This is a genomic window from Vogesella indigofera (assembly GCF_028548395.1).
Lineage (GTDB): Bacteria > Pseudomonadota > Gammaproteobacteria > Burkholderiales > Chromobacteriaceae > Vogesella > Vogesella indigofera_A.
In genome coordinates, this window is sequence record NZ_JAQQLA010000011.1 from 27,800 (window position 1) to 49,767 (window position 21,968).

Below are 21,968 nucleotides of genomic sequence, written 5' to 3' on the forward strand. Positions count from 1 at the left end.
CTAATGGCCAAGATGCATGTGGAAGTGGTCAGTACCGAACAGCAGATCTACTCTGGTGAAGCCGAATTTCTGGTGGCGCCGGCTCAGGAAGGCGAGATCGGTATTTATCCACGTCACGTGCCGCTGTTGACCCGTATCAAGCCAGGCCTGTTGCGTTTGACAGTGCCTGGTTCCAAGGAAGAAGTGCTGGTGGCGGTATCCGGTGGCATGATGGAAGTGCAACCTAACCACATCACGGTTCTTGCGGATACGGCGATTCGCGGTGAGGATCTCGACGAAGCGCGTGCGGCAGAAGCCAAACGTACTGCTGAGGATGCCCTCAAGCATGCGGCCAGTGATCAAGACACGGCGAAAGCACAAGCTGCTCTGGCTTCTGCGATTGCCCAGCTCAAGGCACTGGAGTATCTGCGCAAGCGCGTGCACTAAGCGCGTCAGCGTTTGCTGTATAGTTCAGGCTGTCACTCCGGTGACAGCCTTTTTCATTTCTGGATAGACAGGCATACTCGCCGCCTGGCTATTGTCATTATCTGGACTGTTCATGGACTCTCTCAGCGTTGTCATTCTGGCTGCCGGCAAAGGCAAGCGTATGTATTCGGCCTTGCCCAAGGTATTGCACCCGATCGGCGGACAGCCGATGCTGGCGCGCGTGATCGCGACCGCCCGCCAGTTGCAGCCGGCCAAGATCGTGGTGGTCTACGGCCACGGCGGTGAGCAGGTTCGCGAGCAGATCCAGGACCCGGACATCGCCTGGGCACTACAGGCCGAGCAGCTGGGCACCGGCCACGCGCTGAAGATGGCGCTGCCGCACCTGCCCAAGGTTGGCCGCACGCTGGTGCTGTACGGCGACGTGCCGCTGACCACGCTGGCGACCCTGCAGCAGCTGCTGGCGGTGGCGGAGCAGGGCATGGCGCTGCTGGTCGACGTGTTGCCGGATGCCAGCGGTTACGGCCGCATCGTGCGCAATGCCGCCGGCGACATCGTCGCCATCGTGGAAGACAAGGACTGCAACCCGCAGCAGAAGGCGATCCGCGAGATCAATACCGGCATGCTGGTGCTGCCGAACGAGCGTCTCGACGGCTGGCTCAGCGCGCTGAAAAACGGCAATGCGCAGGGCGAATACTACCTGACCGATGTCATCGGCCTGGCGGTGGCCGACGGTCTGGCGGTACCCGGCGTCACCGTGACCGCCTCGTGGGAGGCCGCCGGTGTCAACAACAAGTGGCAGCTGGCCGAACTGGAGCGTCAGCTGCAGCTGAACCAGGCGCGGGCACTGCTCACCGCCGGCGTCACCCTCGCCGATCCGGCACGCATCGATGTGCGCGGCGAATTGCAGCACGGCCAGGATGTCAGCATCGACGTCGGCTGCGTGTTCGAAGGTAGGGTACAGCTCGGTGACGGCGTGCAGATCGGTGCCTACTGCGTGCTGAAAAATGTCAGCATCGCGGCCGGCAGCCGCATTGCCCCGTACTCGCACCTGGAAGACGCAGAGGTGGGCGAGGGCTGCCGCATCGGGCCGTATGCGCGGCTGCGTCCCGGCGCCAGACTGGCGGCGCAGGTGCACGTCGGCAACTTTGTCGAGATCAAGAAGAGCAATGTCGGCATCGGCTCCAAGGTTAATCACCTGACCTATATCGGCGATGCCGACATCGGCAGCAAGGTCAATATCGGCGCCGGCTCGGTGACCTGCAACTACGACGGGGTCAACAAGTACCGCACCGTGATCGGCGATCATGTCTTCGTCGGCTCCGGCACGCTGATGGTGGCGCCGGTGACTCTGGAAGAGGGCGCCACCATCGGCGCCGGCTCGGTGCTCACCAAGACCGCCCCCGCTGGCCAGCTCACCGTGGCGCGTGCCAAGCAGCTGACGGTGCCGGGCTGGCAGCGCCCGCAGAAGAAAAACTGACGCGTTCTTGCGCAGCAAAAAACCGCCTTGGCCATCCGGCCAGGCGGTTTTTTCATGCTTGTGTGGTGCAAGGTTGGCCGCAAGCGGGCCGTGCGTATTTCATCGCCGTAAGGTGCTTGTTCTGCACAGCTTTCGCTGATATATTTCGCAAAACTTCCGAAACGAAATATTTGATGACCAAGCGAAACACGCAGCAACGCCGCCATGCCATCGTTGCCCTGGTGCAGGAGCGCGGTGAAGTCAGTGTCGACGAGCTGACCAAACGCTTCTCCACCTCCGAAGTGACCATCCGCAAGGATCTGGCGCTGCTGGAAACCGGCGGCCTGCTGCTGCGCCGTTACGGTGGTGCGATCTCGCTGCCCACCGAAATGGTAGCCGAAGCGGACCCGGCCAGGGTTTCGCAACGAAAGCTGGCGATTGCCCGTGCCGCCGCCGAACGCATTCGCGATCACAACCGCGTCATCATCGACAGCGGCACCACCACCAGTGCGATGATCCCGCTGCTGGGCAACAAGCGTGGCCTGATCGTGATGACCAACTCGCTGAACGTGGCCGGTGCGCTGCGCGAGCTGGAGAACGAACCCACGCTGCTGATGACCGGCGGCACCTGGGACCCGCATTCCGAATCGTTTCAGGGCCAGATCGCCGAGCAGGTACTGCGCTCTTACGACTTCGACCAGCTGTTCATCGGTGCCGACGGTATCGATCTGGAGCGTGGCACCACCACCTTCAACGAGCTGGTCGGTTTGTCCCGCGTGATGGCCGAGGTGTCGCGCGAAGTGGTGGTGATGGTGGAGTCCGACAAGATCGGCCGCCGCATCCCCAATCTGGAGTTGCCATGGGCGCGCATCCAGACCCTGGTTACCGACGACGCCCTGGCCCCGGCGGCCAGGGACATGATTCAGGCCAAAGGGGTGACGCTGATCTGCGCTCCCTTTGCACACCGCTAGTTCAAGGAGAGAAGTATGTGCGGCATCGTAGGCGCTATCGCGCAGCGTAATATTGTTCCGGTACTGGTCGAGGGCCTGAAGCGCCTCGAGTATCGCGGTTATGACTCTTCCGGCATCGCCGTGCACGCCGGCAGCGACATCACCCGCGTGCGCCGCGTCGGTCGCGTGGCGGAGATGGAAGCCGCGGCGCAGGCCGATCAGGTGCAGGGCGAGCTGGGCATCGGCCACACCCGCTGGGCCACCCACGGCGGCGTCACCGAATACAACGCCCACCCGCACGTGTCGCACGGCCTGATTGCGGTGGTGCACAACGGCATCATCGAGAATCACGAACAGAAGCGCGCCGAGCTGAAAGCCGCCGGTTACCAGTTCGAATCGCAGACCGACACCGAGGTGATCGCCCACCTGGTGCACCAGTACTACCTGCAGGAAAAAGACCTGTTCCGTGCCGTGCACAAGGCCACCCGCGAGCTGACCGGCGCCTACGCCATCGGCGTCATCGCGCTGGATCGTCCGGACGAACTGGTGTGCGCGCGCATGGGCTGCCCGCTGCTGGTCGGCCTCGGCGAGGGCGAAAACTTCATTGCCTCCGACGTCTCCGCCATCCTGTCCGCCACCCGCCGCGTGATCTTCCTGGAAGAGGGCGACATCGGCCTGCTGACCCGCGACGGTGTCACGCTGATCGACAAGGACGACCAGCCGGTGGAACGCAAGGTGCACGTCTCCGACGTGTCGCTGGCCTCGCTGGAACTGGGTCCGTACAGCCACTTCATGCAGAAGGAAATCCACGAGCAGCCGAAAGCGCTGTCCGACACCATCGAGGCGATTCTTGACGACGGTTTCAGCGCCGAACTGTTCGGCGCCGCTGCGGCCAACGTCTTGCCCGCCCTCACCGGTGTGAAGATCCTCGCCTGCGGCACCAGCTACTACGCCGGCCTCACCGCCAAGTACTGGATCGAGAGCATCGCCGGCGTGGTGTGCGACGTGGAAATCGCCAGCGAATACCGCTACCGCGACGCCTTTGCCGATCCGCAGCACCTGGTGGTGACCATCTCGCAGTCCGGCGAGACGCTGGACACCATGGAAGCGTTGAAATACGCCAAGTCGCTGGGCCACCGCCACGCGCTGTCGATCTGCAACGTGCGCGAATCGGCCATCCCGCGTGCCTCCGACCTGGTGTTCTACACCCGCGCCGGTGCCGAAATCGGCGTCGCCTCCACCAAGGCGTTCACCACCCAGCTGGTCAGCCTGTTCGCGCTGGCGGTGACGCTGGGCAAGGTGCGCGGCCGCGTCAGCGCCGAGCAGGAGGCGCAGTATCTGGCCGAATTGCGCCACCTGCCGGGCAGCGTGCAGCACGCGCTGAATCTGGAGCCACAGATCACCGCCTGGTCGGCGCAGTTCGCCGCCAAGAACGACGCACTGTTCCTCGGCCGCGGCCTGCACTACCCGATCGCGCTGGAAGGCGCGCTGAAGCTGAAGGAAATCTCCTACATCCACGCCGAAGCCTACCCTGCCGGCGAGCTGAAGCACGGCCCGCTGGCGCTGGTGGACGAGAACATGCCGGTGGTGGTGATCGCCCCCAACGACGCGCTGCTGGAGAAGGTGAAGTCCAATATGCAGGAAGTGCGCGCCCGTGGCGGCGAGCTGTTCGTGTTTGCCGACGCCGACAGCCACTTCAGCGACTCCGACGGCGTACACGTCATCCGCACCCCGCGCCACGTCGGCGTGCTCAGCCCGATCGTGCACTCCATCCCGGTGCAGCTGCTGGCCTACCACGTGGCGCTGACGCGCGGCACCGACGTGGACAAGCCACGTAACCTGGCAAAAAGTGTGACAGTTGAATAAAAATGCTTGAATTTACAAGGCAATGGCAAATTAAATCCGCCAGCGTCTGAGCAAAGCGAAGGGGCCGTTGTGGCCCCTTCGCTTTTTCTATGCAGCGTTTGGGGCGGCGTTGCCAAGGGGGGCTGACGCGGTGGAATGGGTGCTTCAGCCCGATGAAGTGCGGCCTTGCCCGGCAGGTCTAAGTGCTGCCCGCTTTGCACAAAAACTCGGACATGCTTACTTCCGTCTTGTTTAGGCTGGAAGAGGCGGAAGAGAACAAGAGGACAACATACAGGCTTGTTCGGCTGGCCGCGGCCTCGGCCCCAAGGTTGGCCGCAATTGCTAAACATGTTGCGGCCAACCTTGTCCTGGCGCTGTGGCCATGGTGACGATGGGGAAGGCCCGCTGCCGGCCATGACCGCAATATTGTTGTGTCATGATGTGTTCTAATAAGTTTTTTCGGCAGTGAGGAGGGCTTCAGCATGCAGATACTGGCCGTGGTGACGGTGCTGGCGGTGGCAGCCTGGGCGCTTTGGTGCGGCAGGCAGCTGCGGCGTTACCGGCGCTGGCTGGACGGCGCCGCCGATCCGGTGCTGCTGGTCGAGCGCAACGGCCGCATCCGCTTTGCCAACCGCCAGCTGTGCCAGCTGCTGGACTTGCCGGCGGCCGAGGTGCGGGGGCTGCGGCTGGAGCAGATCGTGTTGCCGGACAGCGACGGCTACGGCCCGGTGTGGGCGACGCTGTTTTCCCGCCACTCGCGCTTTGTCGGCAGCCTGGGCCTGCGTCAGGTGCGCTACCGCGCCGGGCTGGAGCGTATGGTGATCGATGCCGCCGCCTTGCCGGAGGACGCGCTGGTGCTGCTGACGCTGCGGCCGCCGTCGCGGCAGAACACCGACCAGCCGCATCACTATCTGGCGCAAAAGCTGCTGCAAACGGCGGAAGCCGACGCCGGCATCGGCTCGTGGGTGCTGCAGATGGCCTCCGGCCGGCTGGACTGGAGCCGCGAGGTGCACCGCATTTTCGGCACCGATCCGGCGACCTTCCGCGCCACCGAGAGCGCCTATTTCGAACGCGTGCATCCGGATGACCGGGCGCGGGTGCGCGCGGAGCTGGACGCCAAGATGGCGCTGCTGCAACCCTTCGACATCGAATACCGCATCATCCGCCCGGATGGCGACATCCGCGACCTGCTGGAGCGCAACCATATCCACTGCCTGCCGGACGGCACCGTCGACCATCTGTGGGGCACGGTGATCGACATGACCCAGCACAAGCAGCTGCAGCGCCAGCTGCAACTGGCGCAGCTGGCGGTCGAGCACAGCTCCGAGGCGGTGGCGATTGCCGATGGCGCCATGCGCTGGCTGTATGTCAATCCGGCGCTGTGCCGCATCGCCGGGCGCGACGAGGCGGCGCTGCTGGCGGCTGCGCCGTCGTTCCTGCTGCCGGGCGCGGATACCGCCTTGCGCGGCAAGGAGCTGCTGGGCCTGCTCGGCGAGCGCCACCACTGGCAGGGCGAATTGCGCATCGCCCGCCCCGGCAGCATGCCCTTGCCGGTGCTGGCGTCGGTATCGCGCGTGCAGAACGCCGGCGGCGGTGCGGAAATGGTGTGGGTGTTTACCGACATCAGTCGCATCAAGGAGTCGGAGCGCCAATTGCAGAGCCTGGCCTTTTTCGACGGCCTGACCGGGCTGGCCAACCGCACGCTGTTCAACGAGCAGCTGGAGCGGGCGCTGCAGGCCAGCCGCGCGGCCGGCACGCCGCTGGCGCTGGTGTTTGTCGACCTGAACGGCTTCAAGCAGGTCAACGACCGGCTGGGGCATCAGGCCGGCGACGAAGTGTTGTGCCGCATCGCCACGCGGCTGAGCCGTGCGGTGCGCAGCGGTGACCTGGTCGGGCGCTGGGGCGGCGACGAATTTGCCATCCTGCTGCCGGCCTGCGGCGACGCGGCGGCGCTGGCCGCCCTGCTGCAGCGCCTGCAGCAGGCAGTGAACCTGCATTGTCCGCAGCCGGACGGGACGCTGCTGGCGGTCGGCGCCAGCTTCGGCGTCGCCTGTTGCCACGGCGATGCGCTGACGGCCACGGTGCTGTTGGCGCAGGCCGATCAGGCGATGTACCGCGCCAAGTCGCAGGGCGGCGGTGTGGTGTGGCTGCACGACGGGCAGGGGTTGCAGCCGTTTGCCGTGGCCACCGCCCGCCCGGCCTGAGCCGGCCTCCTTATGACAGACGCGGGCGGGGCGGGTATGCTGTTGTCTCCTGTCCCGTGTGTGCGCCGCCATGACCGTCAATCCCATTCTCAATAGCGATTCCTACAAGCTCAGTCACTGGGTGCAGTATCCGCCCGGCACCGACGGCATGTATTCCTACGTGGCCGCGCGTGGCGGTACCGCCTCGCACGTGCTGTTTTTCGGCCTGCAGGCGCTGCTGAAGGACTACCTCAGCCAGCGCATCACCATGGCGCATATCGCCGAGGCGGAGACGCTGGCCAGCTTGCATGGCCTGCCGTTCAACCGTGCCGGCTTCGAGCGCATTGTCAAAAAGCACCACGGCTACTGGCCGGTGCGCATCCGTGCGGTGGCCGAGGGCGAGCTGATCCCGACCGGGGTGCCGATGCTCACCATTGAATCCACCGACCCGGAGCTGTTCTGGGTGGTGTCCTTCCTGGAGACGGCGCTGCTGCGCGTGTGGTATCCGATCAGCGTGGCCACGCGCAGCTTCCGCGCCAAGGAAATCATCCGCCGCTATCTGTTGCAGACCGCCGACGACCTGTCCGGCCTGCCGTTCAAGCTGCACGATTTCGGCGCGCGCGGCGTGTCCAGCTACGAAAGCTCGGAAATTGGCGGCATGGCACACCTGGTCAACTTCATGGGCAGCGACACGCTGGCGGCACTGGTCGCCGCGCGCCGCCACTACCACGAGCCGTGCGCGGCGTTCTCGATTCCGGCGGCCGAGCACGCCACCATCACCGCCTGGGGCCGGCCGCAGGAGGGCGACGCCTTCGGCAACATGCTGACCCACTTCGCCAAACCCGGCGCGCTGCTGGCGGTGGTCAGCGACAGCTACGACGTGTTCCACGCCGTCAGCGAGCTGTGGGGCGAGCGCCTGCGCCAGCAGGTGATAGCCAGCGGCGCCACGGTGGTGATCCGCCCCGACTCCGGCGAGCCGGTACAGGTGGTGGCCGAGGTGATCGACCGGCTGGCGGCCGCCTTCGGCACCACGCTGAACGGCAAGGGCTACCGCGTGCTGAACCATGTGCGCGTGATCCAGGGCGACGGTGTCAACCTCGCCAGCATCGACGCCATCCTGTCGCGGCTGGCCAAGCTCGGCTACAGCGCCGACAACGTCGCCTTCGGCATGGGCGCGGAGCTGCTGCAGAAGCTGGATCGCGACACCCACAAGATGGCGCTGAAGTGCTCGGCGATCAGTATCGGCGGCCAGTGGCGCGACGTGTTCAAGGACCCGGTGACCGATCCCGGCAAGCGTTCGCTCGGCGGCCGCGTGGTGGCGGCGCGCGACAGCCGCGGCGCCTGGGGCGTCAACACCTTGGAGCGGGTGAGCGACGCCGACCTGCAGATGCGCGTGGTGTGGGAAAACGGCCAGCTGCTGCTGGACGAGGATTTCGCCACCATTCGCGCCCGTGCCGCCGCGCATCTGGAGCACTGACATGCCGAGCCCCGAACAAGTGGTCCAGGCGCAACTGGACGCCTACAACGCGCGCGATCTCGACGCGCTGCTGGCCTGCTATGCCGCCGACGCCTGCATGTATGCCTACCCGGCGACGCTGGTGGCGCAGGGCCATGCCGCCATCCGCGAGCGCATGCGCCTGCGCTTTGCCGAGCCAGACCTGCATGCCGAGCTGCGCCGGCGCGTGGTGCTGGGCGAGCTGGTGATCGACGACGAGATCGTGACCCGCAATTTTCCCGAGGGTCGCGGCAGCATGAGTATGACCATGATCTACCGCGTGGCCGACGGCCGCATCGTCGATGCCTCGGTGATCGCCGGCACGCCGGTGCTGGACGAGCGCTGATACCGGCGCAGGCCGAGGCGCGATACAAAAAGGTTGGCCGCATGCGGCCAACCTTTATCATTTTCAGGCCGCTTGCAGCGACTGCTGCTGCAGGCGCCGGCGCCACAGCCAGGTGGCCGCCGCCAGCAGCGCCATGATGCCGTAGCTGAGCCACGGGCCGATGGCGACCGCGCGGGCGACCGGCCAGTGGAAAGCCAGCCAGATGCGGGCGGCGCATTCCGCCAGCAGGCCGCCGCCCCACAGCAGGGTCATGCCACGCAGCACGTTTTGCAGCGCCGGCAGCATTAGCCGGGCTTGCAGCTCATCCCGCTGCTGCGGCGACTGCCGCGCCGCCGCCGCCAGTGCCAGCCGGCCGAGCAGGGGCTGGCGCCACAGCAGGCTCAGCAGGAATGCCATCCCCACCGCGCCGGTGACCAGCGATTCGCGCACCAGCAGCCAGCGGCTGTCGCCATCGCCCAGCATCGCCAGCAGCGACAGCGCAATGCCGGCCAGCACCAGAGCGCTCATCGCGTCCAGCCGGCGGTGGCGGTACAGCTCCCACAGGCTCCACAGCGTCGGCGGTAAGGCAGACCACAGCAGTGCGCCGCGCTCGCCCCAGCCGGCCACGGTGTGGTCATAGATCAGCCACGGCAGCAGCAGGTTGACGGCCAGATCCGCCACTAGCGATAGGCGCGTGCGCCAGTCAGGTCGCATCGTCACCGCTTTGCAGCGCGGCCAGCGGCAGTACGCGGATGGCGTTGCCGGGCACGTCCATGTTCGCCCACAGCCAGTTCAGGTGCGCCACCAGCGTTTCGCCGCTGGCGTGCGGACGGTCCTTGCAGGTGTGGGCATCGGCCACCACGGTGACGGCGTAGCCGAGCGAGGCGGCGCGGCGCACGGTGGTGTCGACGCAGAAGTCGCTGGCGTAGCCGCCCACCCACAGGTTCTCGATCTCCTCGCTGTCCAGGTACTGGCGCAGGCTGGTGTCGAGAAAGCTGTCGCAGGCGGTTTTTTCGATCACCGGGTCGCCCGGCAAGCGCTGCAGGCCGGGGTGCAGCTGCCATTCCTCGCTGCCGCGCGGCAGGTCGGCGGCATGGTGCTGGATGAACACCACGCGGTGGCCGCAGTCGCGGGCGTGGTCGATCAGCCGGTTGAGGTTGGCCAGGGTCTCGGCGCCGCGCGTGGCGCGCGGCTCCAGCTCGATCAGGCCATACTGGAAATCGATGACCAGCAGTGCGGTAGCGGACATCAGGCAAGACTCCTTCGGCAACGGGGTGGCAAGGTTGGCCGCAGGCTGGGCGGCCATCGCGCACAGTGTAGCCGCTGGCGGCGCGGTCCGGGATGTCATCGTGCTGTCGGCGGCGGCAGCGCCTTGCTATGCTGAGTTGATGGGCAACCCCGCGGCGGAGGCATGATGGCACGACTCGATAGTCAGCAGGCATTCGAACAGCACCTGCAGCGCGACACCGCACAGCGCTATGTCGCCCAGTTTGCCGGTTGCTGGCTGCAGAGCTGTTTCCAGCCGATCTTCTACCGCAGCGGCGGCGTGTTCGGCCACGAGGCGCTGCTGCGGGTGCACGACGCCGCCGGCGACAGCGTGCGCCCGGACCGTTTTCTTGCCGGCCTGCCGCTGTTGCAGCAGATCGACGCCGACCGCCTGGCGCGGGTGATCCACATCCGCAATTTCGCCGCCAGCGCCGAGCCGGGCTGCCTGACACTGAACCTGCTGCCGCTGACGGTGGTGCACGAGGCCGGTTACGGCGGCAACTACGCGCTGATGCTGCAACGGCTGCAGCAACTGGGCATCGACAACGGCCGCGTGATCCTGGAGGTGGTGGAGTACGAGGTGGAAGAGGGCGACGGCGCGCTGTCGGCGGCGCTGCGCGCGGCGGCGACGGCCGGCTTCGGCATCGCGGTGGACGATTTCGGCGCCATGGCCTCCGGCCACGGCCGGGTGCGCGCGCTGCGGCCGGACATCATCAAGATCGACCGCAGCCTGCTGCTGGACTACATGCAGGGCGACAACGGCCAGCTGGCGGCGGTGCTGCAGCTGGGCTGGGAGGTCGGCAGCCGCATGCTGGTGGAGGGCATCGAGACCGAGGCGCAGTACCGCGCGATGTGCGGCCTCGGCGTCGAGCTGTACCAGGGCTTTTACCTCGGGCGGCCGGGCTTCCTGCCGGTGCGGCGCGAGCTGTGAGCCAAGAATGAAAAAAGGTTGGCCGCAAGCCGGTAACGGGCTTGCGGCCAACCTTTTGCCGGGTTGACGCCTTACAGCAGCACGCGTTCGATGCCACCGTTGCGGGCGTTGTCGACGTAGTCCTTCATCCAGTTGTCACCCAGCAGGTGCTTGGCCATTTCCACCACGATGTAGTCGGCCTGGGTGCCGGTGTCGTCGCTGTAGCGGGACAGACCCTGCAGGCAGGACGGGCAGGAGGTCAGGATCTTCACCGGCTTGTCGGCGTCGCCGAGCTTGGCCAGGTCCTTGTTGATCTCCTCTTCCTTGCGGAAGCGTACCTGGGTGGCGATGTCCGGGCGGCTGGCGGCAAAGGTGCCGGATTCGCCGCAGCAACGGTCGTTCTGCACCACGCCGCCGCCGAGCAGCTCGTTCACCACCTTGATCGGCTGGTAGGCCTTCATCGGGGTGTGGCACGGGTCGTGGTACATGTACTTCTGGCCGCCGACGCCGTCCAGCTTCAAGCCCTTCTCCATCAGGTATTCGTGGATGTCGATGATGCGGCAACCGGGGAAGATCTCCTCGAAGCGGTACTGCGCCAGCTGGTCGTAACAGGTGCCACAGCTGACCACCACGGTCTTGATGTCCAGGTAGTTCAGCGTGTTGGCCATGCGGTGGAACAGCACGCGGTTCTCGGTGGTGATGGCGTCGCCCTTGTCCTTGAAGCCGGCGCTGGTCTGCGGGTAGCCGCAGCACAGGTAGCCCGGCGGCAGCACGGTCTGGGTGCCGACGTGCCACAGCATCGCCTGGGTGGCGAGGCCGACCTGGCTGAACAACCGCTCCGAGCCGCAGCCGGGGAAGTAGAACACCGCTTCCGCGTCTTCGCTGTCCTTCGGATTGCGGATCACCGGGATCACGTTACCGTCTTCCACGTCCAAGAGCGCACGCGCGGTTTTCTTCGGCAGCCCGCCCGGCATCGGCTTGTTGATGAAGTGGATCACCTGCGCCTTGATCGGCGCCTTGCCCAGCGTCGCCGGCGGCTGCGCTGTCTGTGTGCCGGTCAGCCCCAGCTTCTTGCCGATGCGGTTGCCCAGGCGCTGCAGCTTGTAGGCGCCGCCGACCAGACCGCTGCGGATGGTCTTGATGGTGGCCGGGTCCTTGGCGGTGAGGAAGGCCATGCCCAGTGCGGTGCCGGGGTTGAACTTCTTGTTGCCGGTCTTGCGCAGGAAGTTGCGCATCGCCACCGACACGTCGCCGAAGTCGATCTTCACCGGGCACGGCTTCACGCAGCGGTGGCACACGGTGCAGTGGTCGGCGACGTCGGACAGCTCCTCGAAGTGCTTCAGGCTGACGCCGCGGCGGGTCTGTTCCTCGTACAGGAAGGCTTCGGTCAGCAGGCCGACGCCGAGGATCTTGTTGCGCGGCGAGTACAGCAGGTTGGCGCGCGGCACGTGGGTGGAGCACACCGGCTTGCACTTGCCGCAGCGCAGGCAGTCCTTCACCGAATCGGAAATCTGGCCGATGTCGGACTGTTCCAGGATCAGCGATTCGGCGCCCAGCAGCGAGAACGACGGCGTGTAGGCCATCGCCAGGTCGGCACCCGGCAGCAGCTTGCCCTTGTTGAAGTGGCCGTTGGGGTCGACGCGCGCCTTGTAGTCGCGGAACGGCTGGATTTCCTCTTCGGTGAGGAATTCCAGCTTGGTGATGCCGATGCCGTGCTCGCCGGAGATCACGCCGTTGAGCGAGCGTGCCAGCTTCATGATGCGTTCCACCGCGCGGTGCGCGGTCTGCAGCATCTCGTAGTCGTCGGAGTTGACCGGGATGTTGGTGTGCACGTTGCCGTCGCCGGCGTGCATGTGCAGCGCGACGAAGGCGCGGCCGCGCAGCACCTTCTGCTGGATCAGGCGGATGGCTTCGATAATGGGGCTGTCGGCCTTGCCGGCGAACAGCGCTTCCAGATCGGCCTGCAGTTCGCGCTTCCAGCTGACGCGCAGCTTGAAGTCGCGCATGGCGATGAACACGCTGGCCTCAAGGTTGGCCGCAGCGTCTTCCAGTGGTGCCTGCGGCCAACCTTGCACGTACTGCGCCAGCGGCGTGTCGAGGTTGTCCAGCAGCCACTGCCAGCGCTGTTGCACGGCGGTAATCAGCTCCAGCGCGGTTTCACGGCGGTCGCCGATCAGCTCGTCGGCGGACAGGGTGCCGCCTTCGGTATCCACCGGCAGGCGGCCGTGGAAGAATTCGGCCAGCTGGCCCAGCAGCTTGATCTTGCTGGCGATCGACAGCTCGATGTTGATGCGCTCGATGCCGTCGCTGTAGTCGCCGAGGCGATCCAGCGGGATCACCACGTCCTCGTTGATCTTGAAGGCGTTGGTGTGACGGGCGATGGCGGCGGTGCGCGAACGGTCGAGCCAGAAGGTCTTGCGCGCCTCCGGGGTGACGGCGATGAAGCCTTCGCCGTGGCGGGCGTTGGCGTAGCGCACCACCTGGCTGGCGGCCTCGGCCACCGCGTTTTCATTGTCGGACACGATGTCGGCGATCAGCACCATCTTCGGCCGGCCCTTGGACTTGGCCTTGGTGGCGTAGCCGACGGCGCGCACGTAGCGCCAGTCGAGGTGCTCCAGGCCGGCCAGCTGCACGCCGGCCAGCACGCCGGCGCCGTTCGGCTTGAAGTAGTCGGTGATCTCGACGATGGCGGGCGTGGCTTCGGCCACGGTGCCGAAGAATTCCAGGCACACGGTGCGGGTGTGCGCCGGCATCTTGTGCAGCACGAAGCGCGCGCTGGTGATGATGCCGTCGGTGCCTTCCTTCTGCACGCCGGGCAGGCCGGCGAGGAACTTGTCGGTGACGTCCTTGCCGAGGCCGACTTTGCGGAAGCTGCGGCCCGGAACGTCCAGCTGCTCGCTGGAGATCACGGTCTGGCCGTCGTCCTGCAGGCGGCTGACGCGGAAGCTGGCGACATCGACGTCGTGGATCTTGCCGTAGTTGTGATTGAGGCGTTCGACGAACAGCCAGTTGCCGTCCGGGTCGACCATCTTCCAGCTGGCGAGGTTGTCCAGCGCGGTGCCCCACAGCACCGCCTTCTTGCCGCCGGCGTTCATCGCCACGTTGCCGCCGATACAGGAGGCTTCCGCCGAGGTCGGGTCCACCGCGAACACCAGGCCAGCGGCGCTGGCCGCTTCGGATACGCGGGCGGTGACCACCCCGGCGCCGCACTGGATGGTGGCGCGCTTGCCGTCGAGGCCCGGCAGGGCGATGTATTCGACGCCGACGTGACGGTCGAGCTTCTCGGTGTTGATCACCGCCGAGCGCTTGTCCAGCGGCACCGCGCCGCCGGTGTAGCCGGTGCCGCCGCCGCGCGGGATGATGGTCAGTTCCAGTTCGATACAGGCCTTCACCAGCGGCGCGATCTCGGCTTCGGTATCCGGGCACAGCACCACGAACGGGTACTCGACGCGCCAGTCGGTGGCGTCGGTGACGTGCGACACCCGCGCCAGGCCGTCGAACAGGATGTTGTCGCGGCGGGTGATCTTGCCGAAGCGCTTGAGGATGGCGGCGCGCAGCTCGCGCGTCTCGCCGAACTGCTGCTCGAAGCTGTCCACCGCCTGATAGGCGGCGGCGATCATGCGGCCAACCTTGTCGTTGCCGTCACGGCGCTTGTCCACTTCGCCGAGGCGGTGGCGCAGCGCGCCGACCAGCGCGGTCAGGCGCTGCGGGTTATCCAGCAGGTCATCGACCAGATAGGGGTTGCGGTCCACCACCCAGATGTCGCCCAGCACCTCGAAAAGCATACGGGCAGAACGGCCTGTTTTCCGTTCTGCCCGTAGCTCTTCGAGTAATTGCCACATCGGTTCGCCCAGCAGGCGAATGATGATCTCGCGATCCGAATATGAGGTGTAGTTGTACGGGATTTCCCGTACGCGTGTGTGAGTGGTGGCGCTCATTATGTCCCTGAACTTCGGCGATTATTTGTGGAGAGTTGCCGCGATTTTACCGCAAATGCTGCGCCGCGAAAAATGCCGCTAACGTCAGGCTGATATAACCGTTAGTGATTGGCTATTGTCGACATTATGCAAATAACGTGAACCGTCGTTTGCGGGCGCCGCATGGCAACTGGCGGCCAGGATCGGCCGCCAGCAGGGCGCAATGGGGAGGGGTCAGGTCGCGAGCTGGGCCGCCAGCCGCACCGCCTCGAACAGGCTGCCGGGATCGGCGCGGCCGGTGGCGGCGAGATCGAGCGCGGTGCCGTGATCGACCGAGGTGCGGATGATGGGCAGGCCCAAGGTGATGTTGATGCCGGCACCGAAGCTGGCGTGCTTCAGCACCGGCAGGCCCTGGTCGTGGTACATCGCCAGTACCGCGTCGCCCTGCGCCAGCTTGTCCGGGTTGAACAGGGTGTCGGCCGGCAGTGGGCCGATCAGGTTCATACCTTCCGCGCGCAATGCGGCCAACGTTGGCTCGATGACGTCGATTTCCTCGCGACCCATGTGGCCGCCCTCGCCGGCGTGCGGATTGAGGCCGGCCACCAGGATGCGTGGCGCGGCGATGCCGAACTTGCTGACCAGGTCGGCGTGCAGGATGCGGATGACCGCCGTCAGACTCTCCTGGGTGATGGCGTCCGGCACCGCGCGCAGCGGCAGGTGGGTGGTGGCCAGCGCCACGCGCATGCCGCCGCCGGCCAGCATCATCACCACCAGTGGCGTGGCGGTATGCTCGGCGAGGTACTCGGTGTGGCCGGAGAACGCTACGCCGGCGTCATTGATCACGCCCTTGTGCACCGGCGCGGTGACCATGGCGGCGAACTCGCCACGCACGCAGCCGGCGATGGCGACGTCCAGCGTGGCCAGCACGTAGCGGCCGTTGGCGGCATCCAGCACTCCCGGCCGGCAGGGCGCCGCCAGCGGCACGTGCCACACTTCCAGCGCCCCGGCCGGTGCTGGCTGCGTGCGCCGGTAGTCGACCAGCGGCACGTCCAGTCCCAGCGCAGCGGCGCGCTGTTGCAGCAGGTTCTTGTCGGCGATGACGACGCAGCGCGCCGGCAGCGCCAGCTGTGGCAGGCGCAGCACCAGGTCGGGGCCGATGCCGGCCGGTTCGCCTGCGGTGACGGCGAGGAGGGGGAGCGGGGTGGACATGGCGGCTTCCAGCAATAAAAGGGCGGCAATAAAAGGGGCAGCAATAAAAAAGGCCGATGCGAGCATCGGCCTGTGGGGTTATTTTTCGATCAGCCGGTCATCGATGAAGGCCGAGGCGCGCAGTTGCTGCAACCAGTCGTTGTAGTTCTGCTCTGCCTTGCGCTGGCGGATCTGCTGCTTGATCGCCAGCTTGGCGCGTTCGCCGGACACGTCCTGGCTGCGCACTTCTTCCAGCCGGATCAGGTGCCAGCCGAACGGGCTGCGCACCGGCTCGCTGTTGTGGCCGGGTTGCAGCGCGTTGAAGGCGCGCTCGAATTCCGGCACCGTGTCGCCGGGGTTGAGCCAGCCCAGATCGCCGCCGAGCGAGGCGCTACCGTCTTCGGAGAACTGGCGGGCCACCGCCTCGAAGCTGGCGCCGCGCTGCAGGCGGTCCTGCACCTGCAGGATGCGCGCCTTGGCTTCCGCTTCCGAGGTGGCTTCGTTGGTCTTGATCAGGATGTGGCGCACCTTGTGTTGTTGCACCAGCTGCTCGCCGGCGCTGTTGCGCTTGTCGGACAGCTTGAACAGGAACAGGCTGCCGTTGGCGCGCACGATGTCGGTGACGTCGCCGACCTTCATGCTGTCCAGCAGCTGGATGAAGTCCGGCGGCAACGCGCTGGCGCCTTTCCAGCCCATGTCGCCGCCGTTGAGCGCGGTGGCGGCTTCGGAGTAGCGGGCGGCCACTTCGGCGAACGGCTGGCCGTTACGGATCGCCTGCTGCGCTTCCTGCAGTCGCAGTCGCAGTTTCTCGATCTGCGCGGCATCAGCGCGTTCCGGCACGTTGAGCTGGATCATCGCCAGCCGGTACTCGGCGTTGGACAGTCCCTGGGTGCTCTTCAGTACCTGTTCCACTTCGCTGTCGGTGACATTGACGCGACCGGCGATCTCGCGTTCCTTGATGCGGTCCAGCAGCAGGTCTTTGCGCAGGCTCTTGCGGAATTGCTCCAGCGACAGTCCGTCCTGCTGCAGGCGGGCGTACAGCCCCTGCAGGTCGGTCTTGTTCTGCGCCGCCAGCCGTTGCAGGGTCTGGTCGATTTCGCTTTCGCTGACGCGCAGGCCGTTGCTGGCGGCGTACTGCAGCTGCAGCTGCTCGTTGACCATCAGGTCCAGCACCTGCCGCGACAGCACGCTGGCCGGCGGCAGCGCCACGTTCTGCCGTTTCAGGCTGGCGGTGATTTCGGCTTCGCGCTGTTGCAGTTCGCTCAGCGTGATCACGCCGTTGTTGATCACGGCGACGATGCGGTCGGCGGTCTGCACGGCAGCGCTGGCCGGGGTGGCCAGGCTGAGGGCGAGGGTCGCGGCAAGAAGGAGCTGTTTCATCAGTTACCTGTTGTCTCGTTGATTGGGCTGTAGCCCGGAATGGCTAGGCGCAGGGCATTGAGCGGATTGCTGCCGACGCTGCTGAAGTCTTTCAGCTCCAGCTGCAGGAACACGGCATTCTTGGTCTTGTCGAGGTCGGTGACGTAGCGCTGGCCGACCACGCGCATGCTCCAGCAGCCATCGTTGTACTCCACCCCGGCCAGTTGCTCCAACGCTTTTTTGTCGCGCAGCGAGTAGTTCTGCCGCGCCACCGCGTACCAGCGCGGCGCGATCGGCCACTGGCCGGCGACATCGACCTGGCGCAAGGTGTCGCGCTCGCTGCCGCTGCCGATCAGTTCGTCACGGCCGTAGCGGTAGCGCACGCTGAGGGTCTTGCCCGGTGCCGGGTTGTAGCGCAGCTGCGCATTGTAGCGTTCGGTCTTGGACAGCGCTTGGTTGTACTGGTAGGAACCGTCCAGTCGCAGGCTGTGGCTGAGGTCGCCGCCGACGGTCACGAGCAGGTCGGAACCGGCCTCGCTGCGTTCGCTGCTGCTACCGTCGAGGCTGATGTCGTCACGGCTGAGGTAGAAGCGCTGGCCGATGGCGACGCGCAGGCGTTCCAGCCCGTTCTCCTTGTCCAGGTAGCGGCTGGTCAGCGCCGCGGTGACCTGGTTGGCGGCATTGATGCGATCGTGACCGGAGAAGCGGTTCTCGGTGAACAGCTGCGCAAAGTTGAAGTCGTTTTCCGAGGTGTCGAAGTTGGGCAGGCTGGACTGCTCGACTTTCGGGATCTTCACGTAGAACAGGCGCGGCTCCAGCGTCTGGTTCATGTCACGGCCGAACAGCGTGCTGTCGCGCTCGAAGTACAGGCCGCTGTCGAGGCTGACGATCGGTAGCGTGCGTTCGTCGCTGCGCACCGTCTGGCTGCTGTCGCTGTTGGCCAGTTCGTAGCGGGTAAAGTGGACGCCGACTTTCGGGCGCAGGAAACCCCACGGCCGCTCGATGGCATAGCTCAGGCTGGGATAGGCCACCAGTCGCGTGCCTTCCTGCTTGCTGCTGTGGCTGAAGCGGGTCAGCTCGCTTTCGAGCTTGCTGCTGAAACCGGCGAACTGCTGGCGGGCGTTGATGCTCAGCTGCGGCAGACGCGCGTAAGGCTCTTCCACCGTGTCGTTCTCATCCTGCAGTGTCTGGTAGCGCTGCGCTGTCAGCGTTACCGATCCCCACTCAGGCCGGTAGCTGAGCCAGGCCTCGCGCTTGAGGTTGACGTTGGCCGCACTGCTGACGCGGTCACCGAAGTCGTCGAAATAGTCGTCATCGGACACGTAGGCACCGTTGGCACCCAGGCTCAGCGCCGGTGCCAGCTGCTGCACGTGTTCGCCTTTCCACAGGAAACGGCTCTGCTCGCTTTTCTTGTCGTTGGGTAGCTGCTCGGTATACAGCTGGCCCTGGGCCTCCGGCAGCAGGTAGCGTCCTTCCAGCCCCAGCATCATGCCGCGCTGTTCGATGTAGCGTGGGGTAATGGTGGCGTCGTAGTTCGGCGCGATGTTCCAGTAGTAGGGCAGCGACACCTGCAGCCCGTCGCTGCCGGTGCTGATGGTGGGGAACAGCAGCCCGCTCTTGCGGCCGCCGTCCAGCGGGAAGTCGATCCACGGTGTGTACAGGATAGGCACGCCCTGGAATTCCACCCGCGCATTGCGCGCCACGCCGACATTGCGACCGTAGTCGAGGTCGATGGTGCTGGCCTTCAGGTACCAGGAGTCGTCGTTGGGGTCACAGGTGTTGGCGCGTGCGCTGCGCAGGCGGTAGTTGTCCTTGCCCTGGAATTCCAGCTTGCCGGCATTGCCGCGCAGCGTCTTGCCGTCGCGGCCGAAGCTGAAGCTCGCGTTGCTGGCACTGCCGCTGCGCTCGCCCAGCAGGTAGTCGAGCTGCTCCGCCTCGATGCGACCATCCGCCTGAGTCAGCCGCACCCGCTCGCCGGCGCGCAACTGCTGGCGCTGGACGAAGTATTCCAGCCAGTCGGCCTCGACGGTCTGGTCGTCGCGGGTGGCCTTCACCTGGCCGCTGGCCTTCAGATCGACGTCCATCTGGCCGCTCAGGGTGTCGGATTCGACACTCAGCGTGCCCGCCGGCAGGAAGTCCGCCTGCGCCAGCGGCAGCAGGAACAGGGGGAGCAAGGCCGCCATCACGGGCGTCAAACGGAAGCGTGTCTGCATCGGAAGAAGTCGAGCCGGCCATGTTGGGGCGCGGTCAAAGCGGTTACAATCGCGTCATTGTACCCAATTTGCCGATATACGCGACTATGCAGCGACTCGAAGCCCTGAAAGCGTGGCTGGCCACGCAGTTTCCCGATCAGACCATCACGGTGGAATTCGCCGCCGCCGATGCTGATTTCCGCCGTTACTTCCGTGCCACCTTCCCCGATGGCACTACCCGCATCGTGATGGACGCGCCGCCGGAAAAGATGAACACCGACGCCTACGTCAGCGTGCGCGAACTGTTTGCGCCGGCGGCCAACGTGCCGGCGATCCTGCTGCGCGACCGCGAGCAGGGCTTCATGCTGCTGGAGGACCTCGGCACCATCACCCTGCTGGCGGCGTTGCAGCACGATGAGTGGGAAATGGTGCGCAAGCACCTGCTGCTCGAAGCGGTCGATACCCTGATCGAGATCCAGAAGATCAGCCAGCCCGGCGTGCTGCCGGACTACGACCACGCGCTGCTCAGCCGCGAACTGAACCTGTTCCCGGAGTGGTACGTGGCCAAGGAATTGGGCAAGCCGCTGACCTATGCCCAGCGCCAGCTGTGGGACGCGGCGCTGCAGGTGCTGCTGCCGCGCATCGAGGCGCAGGGCAAGGTCTACGTGCATCGCGACTACATCGTGCGCAACCTGATGCTGACCCCGGGCAAGCCGGGCGTGCTCGACTTCCAGGACGCGGTATACGGTCCGGTCAGCTACGACATCGTGTCGCTGCTGCGTGACGCCTTCATCGGCTGGGACGAGGAGTTCGTGCTCGACATCGCCATCCGTTACTGGGAAAAGGCGCGCGCCGCCGGCCTGCCGGTGGCGGCCACCATCGACGAGTTCTACCGCGATTTCGAGTGGATGGGCGTGCAGCGCCACCTGAAAGTGGCCGGCATCTTCGCCCGTCTCTACCACCGCGACGGCAAGGACAAGTACCGCGCCGAGATCCCGCGCTTCATCAAGTACCTGAAGAAGACCAGCCGCCGCTATCACGAGCTGCAGCCGCTGTTCCAGCTGCTGGTGGAGCTGGTCGGCCTCGACGAGGACGATAACGACGACAGCATCGGCTCGGTGTTCAGCCATACCCGCATCTCGTCCGACCAGTAAACCCGGCCTGGCGCCGGCCACCCCCGCGGGGGGGCCGGCGCCAGCCGGGGTCAGGAAGCCGACCCCATGAAAGCAATGATCCTCGCCGCCGGCCGCGGCCAACGCATGCGGCCGCTGACCGACCACACCCCCAAGCCACTGCTGCCGGTAGGCGGGCAGCCGCTGATTGCCTGGCATATCCGGCACCTGGCCGCCGCCGGCTTTAGCGACATCGTCATCAACCACGCCTGGCTGGGCGACAAGATCGAAACCACGCTGGGCGACGGCAGCCGCTACGGCGTGCGCCTGGCCTACTCGCGTGAAAAGAGCGCGCTGGAAACCGCCGGCGGCATCGCCACCGCGCTGCCGCTGCTGGGCGATGACCCGTTCGTGGTGGTGAATGGCGACGTGCTCACCGACGTCGACTTCGCCGCCTTGCGGCCAACCCTGGCTGCACTGGATGGCGCGCGTCATCTGGCGCACCTGCTGCTGGTGGCCAACCCGCCGCACCACCCGGGCGGCGATTTCGGCCTGCTGGCGGACGGCAAGCTTGCGGGCAATGCCTCCGACGGCATCGGCCTGACCTTCTCCGGCATCGGCCTGTACCACCCGGCGCTGTTCGCCGCCATTCCGGCCCACCAGCCGGCCAAGCTGGCACCGCTGCTGCGCGAAGCCATGGCACACGGGCAGGTGACTGGCGCCCGCCACGACGGGCTGTGGCTGGATGTGGGCACGCCGGAGCGGCTTGCGGAGGCCGACGCCATCGCCCAGGGCTGGCTGTCCGCGTGAAACGCCGCATCCTCGGCATCGACCCCGGCAGCCGCATCACCGGTTTCGGCGTCATCGACATCATCGGCAACCAGCGGCTGTACGTCGCTTCCGGTGCCATCCGTACTCCGCAGGGCGCCAGCCTCGCCGAGCGTATCAAGGTGCTGGTACACGGCATCCACGACGTGATCGCCACCTACCAGCCGACCGAGTCGGCGCTGGAACAGGTGTTCGTCAACGTCAACCCGGCGGCGACGCTGATGCTGGGCCAGGCGCGCGGCGCCTGCATGACGGCGCTGGTGATGAAGGAGCTGCCGGTGGCGGAATATACCGCGCTGCAGGTGAAACAGTCGGTGGTGGGGCAGGGCAAGGCGCCGAAGGAGCAGGTGCAGTTCATGGTGGTGACCATGCTGAATCTGTCCGGCACGCCGCAGGCCGACGCCGCCGACGCGCTGGCGGTGGCGCTGACCCACGCCAACCACAGCGGCGGCGCCATCGGCCAGCTGGCCAAGCTCGGCTACAAGGTCAAGGGCGGGCGGCTGGTGTGAGCGGCGG

At 66.2% G+C, this 21,968-nt stretch carries 17 protein-coding genes; 11 read left to right on the top strand and 6 right to left on the bottom strand.

Annotated elements, in window-relative coordinates:
* Positions 1 to 3 precede the first annotated feature (3 nt).
* The 7 genes from PQU89_RS15490 (at position 4) to PQU89_RS15520 (ending at position 8,701) form a co-directional block, all read left to right on the top strand.
* Positions 4 to 426, top strand: a complete 423-nt coding sequence (locus tag PQU89_RS15490; protein WP_047968188.1) for a F0F1 ATP synthase subunit epsilon — start codon at positions 4 to 6, stop codon at positions 424 to 426.
* 112 nt (positions 427 to 538) lie between these two features.
* A complete protein-coding gene (gene glmU, locus PQU89_RS15495) occupies positions 539 to 1,903 on the top strand; it encodes a bifunctional UDP-N-acetylglucosamine diphosphorylase/glucosamine-1-phosphate N-acetyltransferase GlmU (protein ID WP_272766600.1) in 1,365 nt (454 codons plus the stop codon).
* A gap of 173 nt (positions 1,904 to 2,076) precedes the next feature.
* Positions 2,077 to 2,853: a DeoR/GlpR family DNA-binding transcription regulator gene (locus tag PQU89_RS15500; protein WP_272766601.1), complete on the top strand. Its 777-nt coding sequence runs from the start codon at positions 2,077 to 2,079 to the stop codon at positions 2,851 to 2,853.
* Between the two features lie 15 nt (positions 2,854 to 2,868).
* Positions 2,869 to 4,698 (top strand): glutamine--fructose-6-phosphate transaminase (isomerizing), encoded by a 1,830-nt coding sequence (gene glmS / locus PQU89_RS15505; RefSeq protein ID WP_272766602.1) that lies wholly within the window; start codon positions 2,869 to 2,871, stop codon positions 4,696 to 4,698.
* A 461-nt stretch (positions 4,699 to 5,159) separates the two neighbouring features.
* Positions 5,160 to 6,881 carry a diguanylate cyclase domain-containing protein gene (locus tag PQU89_RS15510; protein ID WP_272766603.1) on the top strand — a complete coding sequence of 574 codons (1,722 nt, stop codon included), beginning with the start codon at positions 5,160 to 5,162 and terminating at the stop codon, positions 6,879 to 6,881.
* Between the two features lie 70 nt (positions 6,882 to 6,951).
* On the top strand, positions 6,952 to 8,337 hold the full coding sequence (locus tag PQU89_RS15515) for a nicotinate phosphoribosyltransferase (RefSeq protein WP_272766604.1): 1,386 nt from the start codon (positions 6,952 to 6,954) through the stop codon (positions 8,335 to 8,337).
* Position 8,338: 1 nt separating this feature from the next.
* The gene (locus PQU89_RS15520; protein WP_272766605.1) at positions 8,339 to 8,701 is read left to right on the top strand and encodes a nuclear transport factor 2 family protein; all 363 of its coding nucleotides are present in this window, start codon (positions 8,339 to 8,341) and stop codon (positions 8,699 to 8,701) included.
* A gap of 63 nt (positions 8,702 to 8,764) precedes the next feature.
* Here PQU89_RS15520 and PQU89_RS15525 read toward each other — a convergent pair whose 3' ends face one another.
* Both PQU89_RS15525 and PQU89_RS15530 read right to left on the bottom strand, forming a co-directional pair.
* Positions 8,765 to 9,394, bottom strand: a complete 630-nt coding sequence (locus PQU89_RS15525) for a VC0807 family protein (protein WP_272766606.1) — start codon at positions 9,392 to 9,394, stop codon at positions 8,765 to 8,767.
* Positions 9,384 to 9,929, bottom strand: coding sequence for a cysteine hydrolase family protein (locus tag PQU89_RS15530; RefSeq protein ID WP_272766607.1), 546 nt, complete (start codon positions 9,927 to 9,929; stop codon positions 9,384 to 9,386). The genes PQU89_RS15525 and PQU89_RS15530 overlap by 11 nt, the downstream gene beginning before the upstream one ends.
* Before the next feature lie 165 nt (positions 9,930 to 10,094).
* On the opposite strand from PQU89_RS15530, the gene PQU89_RS15535 reads away from it, so the two are divergent.
* A complete protein-coding gene (locus tag PQU89_RS15535) occupies positions 10,095 to 10,877 on the top strand; it encodes an EAL domain-containing protein (protein ID WP_272766608.1) in 783 nt (260 codons plus the stop codon).
* 71 nt (positions 10,878 to 10,948) lie between these two features.
* Here PQU89_RS15535 and PQU89_RS15540 read toward each other — a convergent pair whose 3' ends face one another.
* The 4 genes from PQU89_RS15540 to PQU89_RS15555 form a co-directional block, all read right to left on the bottom strand.
* A complete protein-coding gene (locus PQU89_RS15540; protein ID WP_272766609.1) occupies positions 10,949 to 14,794 on the bottom strand; it encodes a DUF3683 domain-containing protein in 3,846 nt (1,281 codons plus the stop codon).
* A gap of 213 nt (positions 14,795 to 15,007) precedes the next feature.
* Positions 15,008 to 15,982, bottom strand: a complete 975-nt coding sequence (gene pdxA, locus PQU89_RS15545) for a 4-hydroxythreonine-4-phosphate dehydrogenase PdxA (protein WP_272766610.1) — start codon at positions 15,980 to 15,982, stop codon at positions 15,008 to 15,010.
* A 78-nt stretch (positions 15,983 to 16,060) separates the two neighbouring features.
* Positions 16,061 to 17,341, bottom strand: coding sequence for a peptidylprolyl isomerase (locus PQU89_RS15550; RefSeq protein ID WP_272766611.1), 1,281 nt, complete (start codon positions 17,339 to 17,341; stop codon positions 16,061 to 16,063).
* Positions 17,341 to 19,503: an LPS-assembly protein LptD gene (locus PQU89_RS15555; protein ID WP_272766612.1), complete on the bottom strand. Its 2,163-nt coding sequence runs from the start codon at positions 19,501 to 19,503 to the stop codon at positions 17,341 to 17,343. Before PQU89_RS15555 ends, PQU89_RS15550 begins: the two co-directional genes overlap by 1 nt.
* A gap of 116 nt (positions 19,504 to 19,619) precedes the next feature.
* Here PQU89_RS15555 and amgK point away from each other — a divergent pair, with 116 nt between their 5' ends.
* From amgK to ruvC, 3 genes are all read left to right on the top strand, one after another.
* Positions 19,620 to 20,666, top strand: coding sequence for an N-acetylmuramate/N-acetylglucosamine kinase AmgK (amgK, locus tag PQU89_RS15560; RefSeq protein WP_272758473.1), 1,047 nt, complete (start codon positions 19,620 to 19,622; stop codon positions 20,664 to 20,666).
* 66 nt (positions 20,667 to 20,732) lie between these two features.
* Positions 20,733 to 21,434, top strand: coding sequence for an N-acetylmuramate alpha-1-phosphate uridylyltransferase MurU (gene murU, locus PQU89_RS15565; protein WP_272766613.1), 702 nt, complete (start codon positions 20,733 to 20,735; stop codon positions 21,432 to 21,434).
* Positions 21,431 to 21,961, top strand: coding sequence for a crossover junction endodeoxyribonuclease RuvC (gene ruvC / locus PQU89_RS15570; protein WP_272758471.1), 531 nt, complete (start codon positions 21,431 to 21,433; stop codon positions 21,959 to 21,961). Before murU ends, ruvC begins: the two co-directional genes overlap by 4 nt.
* Positions 21,962 to 21,968: the final 7 nt, after the last annotated feature.